This window comes from Rhizobium sp. P1_C7 (genome assembly GCF_056406295.1).
On the sequence record NZ_JBFUAL010000027.1, the window covers coordinates 1 to 17,325 of the forward strand.

A 17,325-nucleotide genomic window follows, 5' to 3' on the forward strand; every position below is an offset into this window, starting at 1 on the left:
ACTGAGCGGCATCGTCAAAGCGGTGCGTGAGGCATGATCGCCTCCGGTGTCGTGGTTTACGTGTCCTGTCAGCCGGTCGACTTCCGCAAGGGGCCGGCATCGCTGATGGTTTTGGTACGGGATGGCGGCCTCGACCCGTTCAGTGGTGCGCTTCATGTATTCCGCTCGAAACGAGCAGACCGGATCCGCATTGTCTGGTGGGATGGCAGCGGAGTATGTCTCTATTCAAAAATTCTCGAGGAGAATGGTGGCGGCGGAACTTGGAGACATGATCGGGATCATCACCCTGCACCCACCGGAGACGCGCGCGGTATCGCTGCTGACGTCGTCCTTCACCATCTGGGTCACCAACGTTCTCACCTTTTCGCTGCTCTACTGGCAGGTCGATGCCGGTGGTCCGTCGCGCATCGCACGTGGGATAGCAAGGAGACCCGACTGGCTCTTTCCTCAGGCGTCGGCTCCCGAATTCGCATCGCCCGATTGGCGGCCGCTCTACATTGATTATCTGGCACTGGCATTCAATACGGCAACTGCCTTCAGTCCTGCCGACGTGCTGCCGCTCACCCCACGTGCGAAGGTGCTCATGATGCTCGAAAGTGCCATTTCGCTCCTCACACTCGTCCTCGTTGCCGCGCGTGCAGTCAATGTCATTCCGTAGCCCCGCGGTCATCTATTCGTGCCGTACACCCGATCCGGAGGTGCTTGAATGTCAGTCTACGACAATCGTTAGTAGTAGCTTTGAACAAGTGACGCCGCTACAAGGAACTGGTATAATCAGTCATCGTCGGGGGGAGGCTGATGAGCTCGGGATGCCATTGGTCGGGTCGATTGCATCGCGCCGCCTGGTTGGTGCTGCTGCTCTCAATAGGGGTCTTTAGACCCTATGCCTTCGCATTCGGCGCGTCGACCGAGATTGGTCGCGTCCCTCGAATACTCGTTCTCTATCCTTATGATGAGAGGATCGCCGCAACGACGGCGGCTGGAGAAGCGTTGCGAAAGCGTTTGCTGGAAACGACGGATGGCAAGATCGACCTGTTTTCGGAGTTCCTGGATCTGTCGAGGTTCCCCGAGGCCGAGCATGTGGCACGCATGGCCCGATATCTCGCCGACAAATACGCCGCCCATCGTCCCGATGTGGTCGTCGCATTGGGCAAGGAGTCTGCCAGCTTCGTCTCGGAGAACCGCAACTTGATCGCGCCCACCGCCAAAATAATCGCCGCCGGCTTCGGCAACTCCACCGCCGAGAACATAGACCTGCCTGACGACGTAACCGGGGCGTTCACGACGTTCGATATTCTGAAGACGGCTGAAATGGCTCGCGATCTCCAGCCCAACGCTCGTCACCTCTATATCATCGGCGGATCGTCGGACTTCGACAAGGGATGGCTGGCGACGGCGCGCGCCGATCTCAGCGAGTTTTCCAAATCATATGAAACGACGTATCTTGAAGGTCTGTCGATCGACGAATTCATTGAACGGGTGTCGGATGTCCCATCGGACAGCATCATCCTGGCATTGACAATTTTTAAGGATGGAGCAGGGCGCAATTTTATCCCGCGGGAAGCGCTGAGGCAAATCGCGGCAACCGCCAGCGCCCCTATCTATGGTCCCTATCAAACCTATATCGACTACGGCGTCGTCGGCGGAAATACCGTCACCTTCGACACCTTGGGCAGGACCGTTGGCGATCTTGTCCTCGATGCGATCGCCGGCAAGCAGGTGGCAGATCTTCAGGCACCCCAGACATATATCGCAGATGCCCGAGAACTCCGACGTTGGGGCCTGGCGGAGAAGAACCTGCCTCAGGGTACCATCCAGATGTACCGAGAAAAGAGCCTGTGGGACCAACACTGGTTGGCAGTGACGGGAGCATTTGGTGTTGTCTTGACGCAGGCCGGTGTGATCGCACTCCTCCTGCTCGAGCGACGTCGCCGTCAGGATGCAGAGAGCCGGTCACGGCTTCACCTGCTCGAAGCTGTCCACCTCAACCAGTCGGCAACGGCTGGGGCCCTGTCGTCGTCGATCGCCCACGAACTGAACCAGCCGCTATCTGCCATTCGAAACAATGCCGAGGCGGCGTCCCAACTGCTTCGAGGCGCGAAGCCAGATCTGGAGTTGATTCAGCAGATACTACTCGACATCCAGGAGGACGACCAACGTGCCGGGGATATCATTGGCCGGATGAGAGGGCTGCTCAAGAAGAGAAGCGAGATCGATTGGCAGGAATTCGACCTGAACGACGTTACGTCCAGCGCGGTCCATATCATTCACGGCGAGGCAGAACGCAGAGGGATTACGCTCACGACAAATCGGCCGACGACCGCGCTGCTGGTACGGGCAGACAAAGTTCATGTGCAGCAGGTCGTCCTCAATCTTGCGACCAATGCGATGGACGCCATGAATGACGCCGCCTCTCACAGGAGAATCCTGACGTTCGCGACAGGATTTGAGAAGGAGAAGGCTGAACTCTGTGTGGCCGACACTGGCAACGGTATACCGGAGGAGCGCCTGTCCAGCATATTTGAGCCGTTCTATACCACCAAGCAGGCAGGAACCGGGCTGGGCCTTTCCATCGCGCGCGCCATTGTCGAGACCTATGGCGGCACCATCTCTGCGGACAACCAGCCCGAAGGCGGCGCCATCTTTCGCATGGTGCTGCCTCTCGCCCGACGCGGGGAGCGAGGCTGATGAAACCGGTCATCCATGTCGTCGACGACGACAGATCCTACCGAACAGCGACTGCAAGGTTGCTCACCGCCTATGGCCTCAAAGTCGAAGCCTATGAATCTGCAGACCAGTTTCTCGACCGCCTTCCCGATTGCGAGCCCGGCTGCGTTCTTCTCGACTTGCTGATGCCCGGCCTATCTGGACTCCAACTTCAACAACGGCTGTCCGAGCTGGCACCTCTCATGCCGATCGTTTTCCTAACGGGAGAGGGGGACATCAAGGCTGGAGTCGAGGCAATGAAGGCGGGCGCAAAAGATTTCCTGGAAAAGCCCACCTCGGCGGCGGTGCTGATAGAGACGATAGAGCGAGCGTTGGCTCAATATGAAAGGCGACGGGTCGAGCATGAGCGTCTTCATGAACAGCGCACGTTGGTCGCAAGCTTGAGCGTGCGCGAGACCGAAGTCTTTAAGTTAATCATTCGGGGCCAGCTCAACAAACAGATCGCTCACGCACTTGGCATATCGGAGCGAACGGTCAAGGTGCACCGTCATCGGGTGATGGAGAAGCTCGGCGTACGGTCGCTGGCCGAGGCGGTGTCTATAGCCGCAAGTATCGATCTCACTGACCGGGGCACACTACCGCCTGGGATTTGATCGGGCGACCTTCCCCTTAGGACAATATCAATCGAAACCTACCAGGCCTACTGTGGCAAGGAACCACGAATTCACGGGGGACCTAAGGTGGGCGACCTGCGCCGCACGATCGCAGTCATCGACGATGACGCAAGCCTACGTCGAAGCGTCGGCCGACTGGTCAACGCCTACGGGTTCGCGGCCGTCGAGTATGCATCCGCGCAAGCCTTCCTCGTTCGCGATCCGGGGGTGGCGATCGACTGCCTTGTCCTGGACATCGATCTCGGTGGCATGAGCGGCATCGAATTGCAGCGCAGACTGAAAAACGCCGCGGTGAACCTGCCGGTGATTTTCATCACGGCGCTCGAAGACGACCGACTGAGAACGGAGGCAGAGCGTGCAGGGTGCATCGCCTATCTGCGAAAGCCCTTCGCGGGAGCCGTGCTCGTCATGGCGATCAACAAGGCGCTCGGATTGGGAAGCTGACAAAAACGGAGAGACTGCAGTACTGCTGGGGAGGCTGAGCAAGGAATGGCTTAGACGATGGCGTCCGACGGCCGAGGCGCTGGTGTTTGCCTCGTGCTTCACTGTTCACCCGGTACGGGCCCCAGCGGCGCTGTGCCGAAATGCGCCGCCGGCCGGTTCCGCTCCGCGTTTCGGGACGAGGCTCCGAGAAAGGCGCAATGCTGTTGCGCCCTGCGCGCAAACTGCTAGAATCGTTGCAGATATTCGATCCGGTGTCTGTGTTTCTTGCGCGTTGATACTGTCAGGCGGGCCCCAATGAAGGCGATCAATACCTCGACGGCAAGCTATGGTGCGGAGCCAGGACTTCGTTTTGCGCTGTTGCTGGACGGCCATGGCGGTGGCAGACAGATCGACATGGCAGGTGTATGCGCGTGGAAGCCGGAGGACGGTGCGATATGGTTGCATTTCGAGCGCGATCATCCGGCTGCCGCTGAATGGGTGAACAAGCAAGGGCGCTTCGACCCCTTCGTGGCCGACGCACTGCTTGAGGAAGAGACGCGGCCACGCGTCGAGCCTGTCGATGCCGGATTGCTGATCATTCTGCGGGGCGTGTGCGCCACGTCGCCCGACGAAGCCGATGAGCCGCACCCCGATATCGATCTTGTGCCGCTTCATCTCTGGGTCGATGGCAACCGGGTCGTGTCGCTCCGCGACAGTGGTCACTACATCACGGCGTTGCGCGACATTCGGTCGGCGTTCGACAAAGGCAAGGGGCCGCAGCGCACCGGCGACCTGTTGGCTCTGATCGGCGAAAAGCTGGTGCGGGACCTCGAGCCGGTCCTCGATTCGATGGATGAAGAGGTCGATGAGCTCGATGAGATGATCTTTCATGGGGACGCGAGCCAAGTGCGGGAACGGCTGAAACTGCTGAGGCGCCGCTCGGTGCAGCTTCGCCGCTATCTGGCGCCGCAGCGCGACGCCTTGAACAGGATAGAACATGACGACGCGCCGTGGCTTATCGAGAGGGACAAGCTGCGGCTGCGCGAGGTGATCGACAAACTTATGCGCTTCATCGAGTATCTCGACGCCATACGCGACCGGACGGGCATCCTCCATGACGACCTTTCCACGGTGATCAGCGAGCGCATCGCACGCAATTCAAACCGGCTGGCGGCACTCGCCGCCCTGCTTCTGCCGCCAAGCGTCGTGGCAGGGCTCTTCGGAATGAACGTGGGCGGGATACCCGGTGTCAACGACACCTGGGCATTCGTCGTCATCGTTGCGTTCGTGACAATCACCTCGATCGCGACGCTGTGGGCCCTGCGGCGAATCGGCTGGCTGTAGCTGACTAGGAAGGCAACGGCGTCCGCGTTACGAGTATTTCTTCCATCAGGCAACCGTGATTTTAGTTCGCCTTTCTTGACAACCGAATTTAAGCGGAAATATCTGCATATGCAGATGTCACAGACCCGTTGGGCGCGACGCGCCGATGGATCGCGTTAAAGTAAGGCCGGGATAGGCATGATCGATACTCGCTTTTCGACCGCGATGCAGATTGTCATAAGCGTCGCGGTAAACGAGGAGGCTGATGTCCGCACGACCAGCCAGTCTCTTGCGAAGGGGCTCGACACCAATGCAAGCTTCGTCCGGAAATTGCTTCTGCCTTTGAGCGAAAGCGGCATTCTGGCCGCTTCGGCCGGTGGCAATGGCGGTATTCGCCTGGCGCGCCCGCGCAATGAGATTCTGCTGAGCGAGATTTATTCATCCGTCACGGGCGACAAGAAGCTCTGGGCCACGCGGCACGAGATTCCGCACGAGGGTCTCGTGGGCCAGAATATCGGCGATCTGTCAGAATATCTCTGCGATCGGGCGGAGAAGGCCGTCGTCGACATGCTCGGATCGGTTACCATAGAAGACAGCGTTGCCGAACTTCGCCGTCTCGACTTGGAGAAACACAACGCCGCCGCGGTCGATGGGCGTCACGCTGCCGAGTAAGCCGGTCATGGCAAAAGAGGGGCGGTCCGGCAGGGAACCCAAGCCACCCCCCTAACTGATCGGAGGTCAATCTGATCAGAAACATTGTGCTCGAGCGCCGCCGTAGCCTTGYGCCGGCCCCATGGGGAGCAGCGCTTGGCATCGAGCGGCCCTCGACTGTCGATTAGAACGCGCGCTGGAGGCGGAAGAAGCCGCTCGTGACCTCTGAGCCCTGGTCCGGATCCAGATAATTTACGGTCGCCTTGGCGTAGAAATTGTCGACGAACTGGTAGTCAACCGTCAAACCGACCTTCCAGGCATCGTTGTTGTCGTTGAAGTCGCCTGCGACGATGCCGTAGTTGCCGTAGTACTGAACGCCGGGAGTGATCTTCAGCTTGTCAGTTGCCTTGATCGCGTATTCCGCAGCGATCGCCCATTCAGCTGCCTGGTAGTAGGAGTTCGGACCGCTGGAATAGACGCCTGCGAGGCCGAGCGTACCCGGGCCGATAGCAACCGTACCCATAGCGCGGACGGCGCCTTCCTCGTTGTCCGTGTCGTAACCGGCAGTGACCTGGTAGGTGAATGCGCCGGCCTTGCCGCCGACAGCGGCGGCGATGCCGATGTTGTTCGGCTTTTCTCCGGCGGCGTGGTAGCCGTCTTCCAGCTCGTCGGCGCTGAGGCCAGCGTAGAAGCTGTCGGTCTCGTACTGATAACGGAACGAGTTGTGCAGGGTTACCTTGCTGCCGATGTCATCGGTTTCGCCCGAGAGGCCATCGTCCCACCAGCTGTAGAACAGACCGGCGCGGAAGCCGGCGATGTCAATGTAAGCGGAGTCGAGCTTCGAGATCTGCGCGCTCGCATTGTCGGCATTCGTCTGTAGAACGATAACGCCCGTCAGCGCACCGTATTCGGTGTCGCTCTTGGCCGTGAACTGAAGCTGGCCGCGGGTGACGGCATCCCAGTCAGACGTGCCGGCGGTTGATGCGCCGCCGGTGACAGCGTTCGGACCACCGTTGACCTGGACACGAATGTAGCCGTTGATCTTCAGGCAGGTCTCAGTGCCCGGAATGTAGAAGTAGCCGGTGCCGTAGGCATCGCAGACGCGGACATACTCGACCGCTTCCGGCTCAGCAGCGACAATGGCATCCGCTGCGTGAGCGCCGGAGATGGCGCTGAGAGCCGCTGCGGAGCTGATGAGCATAATTTTAATATTCATAGTTTTGTCCAATCGTTTGTGGATCGGGCACAGGTCATCATTGCCGAAAACTGCCCTACCTACCCCAATTTTCATACAAGCGCTCACGGGAGACGTGGTGTTTCCCGCGCCGCCAAATTACATTTTGGCCTTAATGTATCAATTATAGATGCAGTCATAATCGGGGTATTTTGCAATGCAAAATCTTGGTGTTGCAGAATGGCAACTGTTGCCTTTCACGCAACAAGGCGCATCAAGAGAAGGGCAAAAAGCCAGCCATTCTCAATGCATTATCGCCGCATCTGTCGCCTTCCATCGATGCCGCGTCGCAGCATTTCGATGGCCCGCGGGCTTTCGGAGGGAACTGGTTACGAGGCGATTCGGGCTCCCGTTGCCTGCCAGCCGAGCAACCGATCGATGATCGGATCGTGGCGATCCAGCCGAAGGCGCCTGTCGTCTCCGATCAGGCGTTCCAGCACAGCCCGAACGCCTTTGCCAAGCAACCGACTGGCCTCTTTAGCTTCATGGCTGGCGAAAGTGGTCGATCCGAGTATGCGAACACCGCTTGCCGTCACGACTTGCTCGGCTCTCGTCAGGGAGCAATTACCTCCTCTCGACGCGGCGAGGTCGATCACGACCGTTCCCGCTGCCAACGTCGATACTGTCTCCTCATCGAGGAGAAGCGGCGCTGGCCGGATGGAATCGCCGACGCTTGTGACGATCAGCTGCGTCTGAGCCAGATGGCCGGCCAGTTGCCGACGGAGCGCTGCCTGTTCGGCCGGTGACTGCCCCCGGCCCGCCGGAACGAAGGCTGGGAATGTTGCAAGGCACTTTGCCCCGAGCTTTTCTATCTTGTGCCGTTCCTCGTCGGTGAATGCGAACGCGTGGGTGAGTGCGCCCAGCCGCCGTGCGGTGGCGATCGCCTGAAGGCTTGCCGCGTCGGCGCCGACAGCTGCCATCCTGATCGGCCGGACGAAGCTTCCGTCGATCATCAGCATCGGGTGTCCGACGCCGAGTTGGCGGGCGCCTTCCAAGACGGCTGCGTGTCCGCTGATCGTCGCCTGTGTCGTCGCCGCATCCATGCAGCCTGCGTCATGCAGGCCCTCAAGCCTGGCAAGATCGAGTTCCAGCGGTTCGCCATCAGCACGCAAGCCGTCCGCAGATGCGGCATGTGTTCCGAGGAAGACAAGGACGGCAGCCTTGCGGAATGTGGCAGCGGCCTGCGATTGTCGGACGCTCACTATGATTTCGCACCTTGCCGCGATGTCGCCGAGACCGGCAGGCCGTCCGCCGGCGGCGACATAGGCTTCGTCGTCATGGCCAGCCGCGGTTCCACAGCCCGGCTCGAAGCTGACCGCCATGCACTGCGACAACCGGCCCACATCCTCCGGCGTCAACCCAACGCGGCGCTCACCGGGATAGGTTTCCCGAAGCAGTCCTGCATGGGCGTGGGCAAGGTTGGACATTCATCGCTCTGTCAGAGGGCATTCGAAGGGGCGCGGGAGCGATATAGGATGTCTGTCCCATAGTTTTATGACGATTTAGCAATTTTTCGCCGACAGCCACGGCATGTTTTTCAAGGCTTTAACTTCAGGTAAGCTTCTGCTGGAAAAGACTGTCCGAAAGCTCTCATCGACCACCGTGTTCGAAACGCCATCTTGAAGCGAGATCCGGTTTTGCGCCGGCGCATTTGGATGTAATGGTTGGTGTCGAAGCGCTTGGCAGCTGGAGGCATTTGTGAATTTCTATTCAGCTTATGATCAGGGATTTGTCCGCGTTGCGGCTTGCACGCCGATCTGCGAGATTGGCGACCCGGATTTCAATGCGAACGCCACACTGGAGCTTGCCCGTCAGGGCCACGCGCAGGGCGTAGGCCTGATGGTGTTTCCGGAGCTCGGTATTTCAGGCTATTCGATCGACGATCTGCTGGGGCAGGATGCGTTGCTGAAATCGGTTGACGCCGCCATCGCCGAAATTGTTCGGGCCAGCCGGGATCTGACGCCGGTGCTGCTCGTTGGTGCCCCGCTGCAGAGCGAAGGCCGCCTTTATAACTGCGCTGTCGCAGTTCACGCGGGCCGGATTCTCGGCGTCGTTCCGAAGATGCATCTGCCGAACTATCGGGAATTCTACGAAAAACGTTGGTTTGCGTCGGGGCGGAACGTTCGCGGAAAGAGTATCCGTGTCGGCGCCGAGGTCGTTCCTTTCGGCACGGATGTGATCTTTGCAGCGGAAAATATCGAGGATTTCGTGTTTCATATCGAGATCTGCGAGGACCTTTGGGCGCCGGCGCCGCCAAGCGATTTCGGCGCGCTGGCCGGTGCGCTGATCCTTGCCAATCTTTCGGCAAGCAACGTCACCGTCGGCAAGGCCGACATCCGCAAGCTGCTATGCTCGGCGCAGTCGGCGCGCAGCCTCTCGGCCTATATCTATTCGGCCGCTGGACCTGGTGAATCGACGACCGATCTGGCATGGGACGGCCAGGCCTGCGTCTACGAGCTCGGCGGCCTGCTGGGGGAGACGGAGCGTTTTCCGACCTCCTCGCAGATGTGCGTTGCCGATATCGACGTCGAACGCCTGCGGCTGGAGCGGTTGAGAACGGGTACGTTCAACGACGCGGCGACGCTCAATCTGACCGCCGACCGCGAATTCCGGCGGGTCTCGTTCCAGTTCGCCAAGCCGGAGGGTGATATAGGCCTTCAGCGCGACATTGCGCGCTTTCCGTTCGTTCCCGCCGACGAGAGCAGGCTTGATCAGGACTGCTACGAGACCTTCAACATCCAGGTGCAGGGCCTGATGAAGCGGCTGCGCACGACAGGGATCAAGCGGCTTTGCCTGGGCATTTCGGGCGGGCTCGATTCGACCCATGCGTTGCTTGTCGCGGCGCGGGCTTTTGATCGCCTGGGCTGGCCACACACCGACATTCTTTGCTTCACGATGCCGGGATTTGCGACCGGCAACGAGACGAAGGCGAATGCCTGGGCGCTGATGCGGAGCATGGGCGTCACCGCCGAGGAGGTGGATATACGGCCGCTTGCCCTACAACTGCTGAGGGATTTGAAGCACCCATTTGCCGGCGGCAAACCGGTCTACGACACGACCTTCGAAAACGTGCAGGCAGGGTTGCGAACCGACTTCCTGTTCCGGGCCGCCAACCAGCGCAACGCGCTTGTACTCGGTACGGGAGATTTGTCGGAGATCGGCCTTGGGTGGTCCACCTACGGCGTCGGCGACCAGATGAGCCACTACAACGTCAACGCCTCGGTGCCGAAGACGCTGATCCAGCATCTGATCCGCTGGGTTATCCGCACCGGCGATTTCGACGGAGAGACGAAGGGGACCCTGGAGCGCATTCTCGGCACCTTGATCTCGCCGGAACTCGTCCCCGCCGATGAGAATGGCGTCATGCAGAGCACCGAGGACAAGATCGGCCCTTATGATCTGCACGACTTTTCGCTCTATTATACGACGCGCTTCGGGCTGCGTCCGTCGAAGGTCGCCTTCCTTGCATACATTGCGTGGAAAGACGCTGACGCGGGGGAGTGGCCTCCGCATTTTCCCGACGACAAGCGCCGGAGCTTCGATCTTCCTGCCATCAAGCACTGGATGGAAGTGTTCCTGTTCCGCTTCTTCACGATCAGCCAGTTCAAACGGTCCGCGTCGCCAAATGGGCCAAAGGTCACCTCCGGCGGCTCGCTTTCGCCACGCGGGGACTGGCGGGCTCCCTCCGATGGAAATGCCCGGATCTGGATCAAGGAGCTGAAGGCAAACGTGCCTGACGGCGATAACTGACAGGATCGTCACGCCTGTCCTTGCCGAAAAGAGCCTTTGCCGCAGATAGTCTACCAAGGAGCTCAGGAGGAACCTGCCGATGATACGCGAATGTTCCGAGGATCTTCCCCGTTATGAAATCCGCCCGGAGGCGACGGGTCGCTGGACCGTCGTCGACATGCTGACGTTGCTTCCCGCGGCGACCGACGGAAGGGATTTCATCGGTCTCGCCAAGGAAGACGCGCGAGACATCGCCGACGAGTTGAACCGAAGCTTTGCGGAGGGACGCGACCCGCTGATCTGACCTCATTAAACGGACCGAGTAAGATCGGCTTTTCCATCGCTGGAGATTGGAGCATGAGTGAAGACGATGACGGCGCGAACGAGCGAGCCGTCGAGAGGAAGATCGACTACGGGGCAGAAGAAGAGCACATGCTCAGCGAGGGTCGGAGGCTTCTGTTTGGGCAGTGATCGGCGCCATGGTCTTCGTGACAGGAATGGTGGCACTCGCGTTCGGCGTCTGGACAAGCGGCGGTCCAAATCCCACCCTCGCCGATCCTTCAGGTGAGGCGGCCACGACCATACGGCGGTAAACGCGGTGGGGCCGGCGCAGTTTGTGCGGATCAGCCGAGGCTCCCGGCGAAGCGCTGCGCCAGCCCGTCTTTCTGAAAGCGTTCCGTGATGAAGTCGACAAAGGCTCGGGTCTTTGCGGGAAGCAGCGTGCGGTTGGCATAGTAGACCGATATGGGTCCGGCATCGGCATACCAGTGCGGGACCAGGCGGAGCAGTTCGCCGGTCTCCAGATAGGGCAACGCATCAGGCAGCGCGATCAGTGCGACGCCGAGGCCGTGCATGGCGGCGGCGCGCATGGCGGCGGGATCGTTGACGACGATCCTCTCCGGCAGTTCTGCAGGCATGTCGTCGCCTGCGGAATTGCGCATGATCCACTGGCGGATCCGGCCGGTACTGCTTGATCGCATGACGATCCCGTCCAGCGCAGCAAGCCCTGACGGATTGAATGGCGGAAGCCGGTGCTGCATGTAGCCGGGCGAGGCGACCGCGACGAGATGCGCCGGGGCGAGCGCGCGTGCGATCACGCCCCGGGGTCAATTCAAAGCCGCCGCCGACGGCAGCGTCGTATCCTTCTGCTATCAAGTCGACCTGGCGGTTCTCGAACATCCATTCCGGGCGAATGAGCGGGTACCGCCGCAGAAACTCGGGAAGCAGGGGGAGCAGGTAGCCGATGCCGATCGTCGGGCTCATGCTGACCCTGAGCAAGCCGGAAGGTTCGCCACGATCCGTCGTGACAGAGGCTATCGCATCCTGCAGGTTTTCGAGATTGTTGCCGATCGCGAGGAGAAAGCGTTCGCCGGCCTCGGTCAATGTGAGTTTGCGCGTACTGCGTTGAAAGAGGCGCACGCCGAGATTCGTTTCGAGCGTCGCGACATTGCGGCTCACCGCCGCGGGCGTCAGCGCCAGCCGTCGGGCTGCAGCCGAGAACCCGCCAAGCTCGGCACTGCGGACGAAAGACTCAAGATTGCTCAGAGTTTCCATGTCAATTTCAATGCCTGCTTGAATAGAGGGGAAAATTATTGCGCCAGCCAACCGCAAGCAAGATCAGAAATTCCGATCGTCGGGCTAAACGTGAACATAAACTATATAAATGCTAGCTATTAGTTGTCTGTCCATGGTTTTGGCGCTATTTGCTGATTGATAGGGGACGGAAACTTAGGGGCTGCAAGGCGATCGAAAATGCTGACGAAAAAAGGGAAATACGGCCTGAAGGCACTGGTGGATCTCGCGCGGCTTGCGCCAGGCGAAACGGCCTTCATCAATGACGTTGCCGCACGCAACAACATTCCGAAGAAGTTCCTGGACACGATCCTGCTGGAACTGCGCAACGTCGGCATCCTTCGATCGAAGAAAGGTCCCGGGGGCGGCTACTCCCTATCTCGCGCGGCCTCTGAAATCCGCATCGGTCACGTCATCCGCACGCTCGATGGACCGTTGGCGCCGATCCGCTGCGCCAGCCGCACGGCGTTCGAGGCTTGCGACGACTGTTCCGACCCCGAAACCTGTCAGGTCCGGCGCTCGATGACAGAGGTAAGGGACGCGATAGCCGATATTCTTGACAACATGACGCTTGAGCAGTTCGTTGCTTCCGGCAACAAGCTCGACGAGGCCGACGAAACCCTACCGATGTCAGCCGCGAAGTGAACCATCAGCGGCTCCCGCCAAAGTGGTGGGCAGCCGCCTTCCGGTAAAGATCGTCCGCTTCCGTACCTACCCCGCGCAAGCGAGCATTGCGCCAGTGCCGGTCAAGGTTCCGGCCGATGCTTGTCGTGTTGCTCCCGGATAGCTCGAACAGCGCGTTGGCGGTTTCCACGGCTGCAGCGCTTGCAGTGATCATTGCGGCGGACGCGGAAAAGAAGGCAATTTCGATCGATCGCGCGGAGGGATTGACCTGCGCGAAGTCCAGCTTGCCGCCGGCGCGCTCAATAAGGGCTGCGGCAGTTTCGACATCGACGGCAAGCTTGCCGACATGGGACGTATATGGCGCTCCGTGAAGGTTTGCGAGCGCCGCGCGGGCGATGCCGAGGTCGGTGCCGGCGTGCAACAATGCGCCCAGTGCCGAGGCGGTCGAGGGATCGCGCTGCGGGCCGATCACTGCGGAGCCTGACGCTAGCGGAACTTGGCTTGCGATGAGCGTGCCGGTACCATTGGTTCGCTGTCCGAAGCCATCCCAATCGTCAACGAATTGCAGACCCTCGGTTTCGCGCGGCAGGTAGAGCGTGATCCCAGCCCCTTCCGTGGCATTGCCGTCGACGGCGACCCAGTCGGCAAACAGAATGCCGGACGAGGGCGCGCTCCTGCCATCCAGCCGGTAGCCAAGGCCGGAGGCGGCGATTGCGCCGGGTGCGGCAAAGCTCGCAGTTGCGAACCGTTCGCCGGCGAGCGCACGGGCAAAGAGGATGCTCTTCAGCTCCTCGCTCGGCTGAACGCGAAGCTGTTCCAGCACGCGAAAGTGAAGCTCGAGGCATTCCGCTATCGACGAATCGCCTTCGGCAATGATCGCGACGATCTCGCCAAGAAGCGCATTGGCGACGTCGAGGCCTTCATGTTCGGGCGGGACCGTAATTGCGGTCAGCCCGGATTGCGACAGGGCATCTAGCTCGGCATGGGGAAGAATACGGTTGATATCGCGCTCACTCGATTGAACGGCGAAGGCTGCAGAAAGGCTGCGCGCAGTTGCAATCGCTTCTTCTTCGCTTCCTATCCGCCGCGCTGCAGGCCTTGTACTGTCGTGAAACTGCGATACGGTTCCCATCGGCTGCTCTCATTTTATGACAGCTATAGGAGTGATCGATCGAAGGTGCGATGATAAGGCGTGTTTTTCCAGAAATGCAGGCACTACTGAAATTTTATTACACGCTTGATTGTGGCAAAGAGCGGGGTAGTTATGGTTTTCTTGCCTGTCGGGCTCGTCCCGGCGGCTGAACATGTAGTGGAGGGTAAGGTCCCATATGCCATCGGCCGGCCGCAAGCGGCTTACACTCGATCCCGGCGACATGCCGATCTATGCGATCGGCGACATACACGGCAGGTTTGATCTGCTGCAACAAGCAGAGCAGGCAATCGTCGATGATGCCTCGCGGTTGCCGGGCCGCAAACTGATGATCACGCTCGGCGACTACGTTGACCGTGGCCCATCGTCGGCGCAGGTCATCTCGCACCTCATGGCACCCCCGCCAGAGCATTTCGACCGCATCTGCCTGACGGGAAACCATGAGATCGTCATGCTCGACTATGTCGACGGACGGATTTCCTTTTCCGACTGGATGCCGATGGGGGCGGATGCGCTGCTTCGCTCCTACGGACTGGATGTAGAGCAACTACCGCTGATCTTTCCAGCGGCGACCAAGCTTGACGCGTTCATCCGGCAATCGCTGCCCAAGCCGCACATCGAATTCCTGCGCTCACTGCCGATCCTAGTCGATACGCCCGACGTGCTCTTCGTGCATGCAGGCATCGATCCGCTGCGGTCCATCGAAAATCAGAACGATGACGACCTGGTCTACATCCGCCACCGCTTCTTCGAAAGCCTGGTGCCGCTGCCGAAACTGATCGTTCATGGCCATACGCCCGTCGATCGACCCGAGACGAAGCCGACCAGGCTGAATATCGATACCGGCGCCTTCCACAGCGACAGGCTGACCGTGGCGCGGTTGTGGCAAGGGCGCGTGCATCTCTTCTCGACCTGATCAGGCGCCGGCGTCCGCCGGCTCGCGTACCTTCGGCGTTTCGTCGGTATAGTAGCTCACATATTTCTGGCGATAGCGCTCGGCACCGCCGAAATTGGTGAACTTGCCGAGTTCGGTCATATCGGTCTTGTTGAGGATCACGCCCAGAATCTTCGACTTGATCTGGGGCTCGGCATTGAGGATGTCGCGCACGACATTGGTCGGCGTCGAACCCCATTCCGCGACGAACAGGAAACCGTCTACCTGCGAGGCGAACGCCTTGGCATCGATGACCGGACCGAGCGGCGCAAGGTCGACCACGATGTAGTCGAACATCTTGCGGGCATTTTCCATGAGGTTGAACATGCCCTGCGAGGCCAGAAGCTCGCTGGTGTGCATGAGGTGATCGTTCGGCAGAACCGGCAGGATGGCAAGCTTCGTTACCGGATCAACCTTGACCGCACTCGCCCAAGGAACGTCACCAAGAACGGCCTCAACGAGACCGTACTGCGGCGGCGTCTTCAGCATGCGCGTCAGGCCCGGGTTGCGAAGGTCGGCGTCGATCAGAAGCGTTCGCTTGCCGCTCGAGGCGAGTAGGGCGGCGAAGTTTGCCGCCGTGGTCGACTTGCCTTCGCCCGGCATTGCGGAGACCACACCGATGACGCGGTCGGATTTGCCCTGGAACATCACATCGCTTGCAAGCTTGGCATTGCGCAGGGTCTCCGCGAAGACAGAACGCGGTGCCTCAAGGACGACACGCATGATGCGCTGGAACGTCGCACCGCTGTCTGGGGCGGGATCGGCCGGCTGGGCTGCCGGCTGGGTGCGAGGGCGGAAGATCTTCTTTTCCCGGGGTCCCTTGCCGACCAGCGGCAGATAGCCGAGGAACTTCAGGCCGAGGATCGTGCGGACATCGCCCTCCACGCGGAAGAAGCGCTCACGAAACTCCTGAAATGCCGTCAGCGCGCCGCCGGCCATGAGGCCGAGCACGATGGCAAGTCCGAGCGTCATCGTCTTTTTCGGACTGGACGGCGAGACCGGCACGCCGGCTTCGGAGATCACGCGCGCCTTGGCGATCGGGAAAGATTGCTGCTGCGAGGCTTCCTCGTACTTGCCGAGGTAGGACTCGTAGAGCCTTTTCAGCGCGGCGGCGCGCTGTTCCAGATCGTTCAGCCGGACCACAGACCTGTCGGACTCGGAGTTCTTGCCCGTCAGGTGCTCGATGTTCTGGCGCAGCGATGCCTCACGAGACCGGGCGACTTCGAACTCGTTGCGGTAGCTCGACGTCAGCTGCTGCAACTCCTGGTAGATCTGGCGCGTCAAGTCCTGCTTTTCGTTGCGCAATGCGACCGCTTGCGGGTGGTCCTCGCCGAAGTTGGTCGATACCTCCTGCTCACGCTTGCTGACCGAGATGTAGCGCGTGCGCAAGTCCTGGATGACCGTCTTGTCGGTCTGGCCGGACGAGATGGCGGCGTTGTTGACCGCACTATCAGGCCCGAGTTCGACGATGGACTTGAACTGGTTGTAGCGGGCCGACGCGCTGGCGCTATCTGCCTGGGCGACGATCAACTGCTTGTTGAGGTCGGCGAGCTGCTGCTCCGACATCAGTTCTCCGTTGGCCGATGTCAGGCCATTATCGGACTTGAACTTGGCAACATCAAGCGCCGCCTGCTGCGAGCGTTCCCTGAGATCGGTCAGACGCTGCTGGAGCCAGACGGAAGCGCTTTCCGTTGCGTCGAAGTTGGCGTTCAGCTGATCGCTGAGGTAGGCCGTGGCATAGGCCTTGGTGATGCGCGCGGCGAGAAGCCGGTCGGTGGAGCGGAAGGAAACGGCAAGAACCGCGCTGCGGTTGACGCGGGACACCGTCAGGGCGTCCTGCAGCAGGGCGGCTGCCTTCTGGCGGCGTCCGTTGCGGGCATCGTCCTCCTTGGCCGGCGGCCTGCCCGGAAGCAGCGCGCTAGCGATCAGCTTGACGCCCGACTTGACGAGAGCGACGGGCGATAGTGGCGGATCGAGGATCGTACCGTTGTCCTGCAGCTGCTCCGCGTCGACGACACGCAGTGCCAGCTCGTTCGATTTCAGGATTTCGACAGCGCTGGCCATCTGCATGTCCACCTGCTGGGAATTCGCCACAGGAGGCGCGTCCTGCGCATATTTCGTCATGCTGTCATCGAGCAGAATCTGTGTCATCGAGGTGTACTGGGCCGTGGAGAACAGCAGAAAGACCAGTGCAAGCGCCACCATTGCGCCCACGCACAGCGCAACCGAGCCGGCGCGGCGTATCACGATTGCGATCAGGCGGTCGATGTCGATGAAGGAATCGGAGTCGTCGGCCGCTTTGGGAAGAGTGCTGTGCAAGGTGATGTTCCGTTGGTTCATGGCT

The 17,325-nt window shown here is 60.4% G+C and carries 14 protein-coding genes and 3 pseudogenes; 11 read left to right on the forward strand and 6 right to left on the reverse strand.

The window, feature by feature from the left end; translation table 11 throughout:
- Nucleotides 1-33 precede the first annotated feature (33 nt).
- The 7 genes and pseudogenes from tnpB to AC1D2R_RS27975 all read left to right on the forward strand — a co-directional run.
- Nucleotides 34-234, forward strand: a pseudogene (gene tnpB / locus AC1D2R_RS27945) (IS66 family insertion sequence element accessory protein TnpB); the annotation flags it as partial.
- Nucleotides 235-247: 13 nt separating this feature from the next.
- A complete protein-coding gene (locus AC1D2R_RS27950; protein WP_477972612.1) occupies nucleotides 248-658 on the forward strand; it encodes a hypothetical protein in 411 nt (136 codons plus the stop codon).
- A gap of 140 nt (nucleotides 659-798) precedes the next feature.
- Entirely contained in the window at nucleotides 799-2,688 is a 1,890-nt protein-coding gene (locus AC1D2R_RS27955; protein WP_477972534.1) for a sensor histidine kinase, read from the forward strand.
- Nucleotides 2,688-3,320: a response regulator transcription factor gene (locus tag AC1D2R_RS27960; protein ID WP_477972536.1), complete on the forward strand. Its 633-nt coding sequence runs from the start codon at nucleotides 2,688-2,690 to the stop codon at nucleotides 3,318-3,320. Before AC1D2R_RS27955 ends, AC1D2R_RS27960 begins: the two co-directional genes overlap by 1 nt.
- A gap of 87 nt (nucleotides 3,321-3,407) precedes the next feature.
- Nucleotides 3,408-3,785 (forward strand): response regulator transcription factor, encoded by a 378-nt coding sequence (locus tag AC1D2R_RS27965; RefSeq protein ID WP_477972538.1) that lies wholly within the window; start codon nucleotides 3,408-3,410, stop codon nucleotides 3,783-3,785.
- Between the two features lie 294 nt (nucleotides 3,786-4,079).
- Nucleotides 4,080-5,108 (forward strand): CorA family divalent cation transporter, encoded by a 1,029-nt coding sequence (locus AC1D2R_RS27970; protein WP_477972540.1) that lies wholly within the window; start codon nucleotides 4,080-4,082, stop codon nucleotides 5,106-5,108.
- Between the two features lie 177 nt (nucleotides 5,109-5,285).
- Nucleotides 5,286-5,759 carry an RrF2 family transcriptional regulator gene (locus AC1D2R_RS27975; RefSeq protein ID WP_477972542.1) on the forward strand — a complete coding sequence of 158 codons (474 nt, stop codon included), beginning with the start codon at nucleotides 5,286-5,288 and terminating at the stop codon, nucleotides 5,757-5,759.
- Between the two features lie 163 nt (nucleotides 5,760-5,922).
- On the opposite strand, the gene AC1D2R_RS27980 is transcribed toward AC1D2R_RS27975, so the two are convergent.
- Together AC1D2R_RS27980 and AC1D2R_RS27985 are read right to left on the reverse strand one after the other, a co-directional pair.
- Entirely contained in the window at nucleotides 5,923-6,954 is a 1,032-nt protein-coding gene (locus AC1D2R_RS27980; RefSeq protein ID WP_477972544.1) for a porin, read from the reverse strand.
- A gap of 347 nt (nucleotides 6,955-7,301) precedes the next feature.
- Complete coding sequence (locus AC1D2R_RS27985) at nucleotides 7,302-8,399, reverse strand: Rossmann-fold NAD(P)-binding domain-containing protein (protein WP_477972546.1); 1,098 nt, start codon at nucleotides 8,397-8,399, stop codon at nucleotides 7,302-7,304.
- Between the two features lie 271 nt (nucleotides 8,400-8,670).
- On the opposite strand from AC1D2R_RS27985, the gene AC1D2R_RS27990 reads away from it, so the two are divergent.
- Together AC1D2R_RS27990 and AC1D2R_RS27995 are read left to right on the forward strand one after the other, a co-directional pair.
- Nucleotides 8,671-10,722, forward strand: coding sequence for an NAD(+) synthase (locus AC1D2R_RS27990; protein WP_477972548.1), 2,052 nt, complete (start codon nucleotides 8,671-8,673; stop codon nucleotides 10,720-10,722).
- A gap of 79 nt (nucleotides 10,723-10,801) precedes the next feature.
- Complete coding sequence (locus AC1D2R_RS27995) at nucleotides 10,802-11,005, forward strand: hypothetical protein (protein ID WP_477972550.1); 204 nt, start codon at nucleotides 10,802-10,804, stop codon at nucleotides 11,003-11,005.
- Between the two features lie 319 nt (nucleotides 11,006-11,324).
- Here AC1D2R_RS27995 and AC1D2R_RS28000 read toward each other — a convergent pair.
- A pseudogene (locus AC1D2R_RS28000) lies at nucleotides 11,325-11,964 on the reverse strand (substrate binding domain-containing protein).
- 162 nt (nucleotides 11,965-12,126) lie between these two features.
- Nucleotides 12,127-12,255, reverse strand: a pseudogene (locus AC1D2R_RS28005) (helix-turn-helix domain-containing protein); the annotation flags it as partial.
- A 198-nt stretch (nucleotides 12,256-12,453) separates the two neighbouring features.
- On the opposite strand from AC1D2R_RS28005, the gene AC1D2R_RS28010 reads away from it, so the two are divergent.
- Nucleotides 12,454-12,918: an RrF2 family transcriptional regulator gene (locus AC1D2R_RS28010; protein ID WP_477972552.1), complete on the forward strand. Its 465-nt coding sequence runs from the start codon at nucleotides 12,454-12,456 to the stop codon at nucleotides 12,916-12,918.
- Nucleotides 12,919-12,922: 4 nt separating this feature from the next.
- Here the strand turns inward: AC1D2R_RS28010 and AC1D2R_RS28015 are convergent, their stop codons facing one another.
- Nucleotides 12,923-14,029: a monooxygenase gene (locus tag AC1D2R_RS28015; protein ID WP_477972554.1), complete on the reverse strand. Its 1,107-nt coding sequence runs from the start codon at nucleotides 14,027-14,029 to the stop codon at nucleotides 12,923-12,925.
- Nucleotides 14,030-14,225: 196 nt separating this feature from the next.
- Here AC1D2R_RS28015 and AC1D2R_RS28020 point away from each other — a divergent pair, with 196 nt between their 5' ends.
- Nucleotides 14,226-14,963, forward strand: a complete 738-nt coding sequence (locus tag AC1D2R_RS28020; protein ID WP_477972555.1) for a metallophosphoesterase family protein — start codon at nucleotides 14,226-14,228, stop codon at nucleotides 14,961-14,963.
- Here the strand turns inward: AC1D2R_RS28020 and AC1D2R_RS28025 are convergent, their stop codons facing one another.
- On the reverse strand, nucleotides 14,964-17,321 hold the full coding sequence (locus tag AC1D2R_RS28025; RefSeq protein WP_477972556.1) for a polysaccharide biosynthesis tyrosine autokinase: 2,358 nt from the start codon (nucleotides 17,319-17,321) through the stop codon (nucleotides 14,964-14,966).
- Between the last annotated feature and the right edge of the window lie 4 nt (nucleotides 17,322-17,325).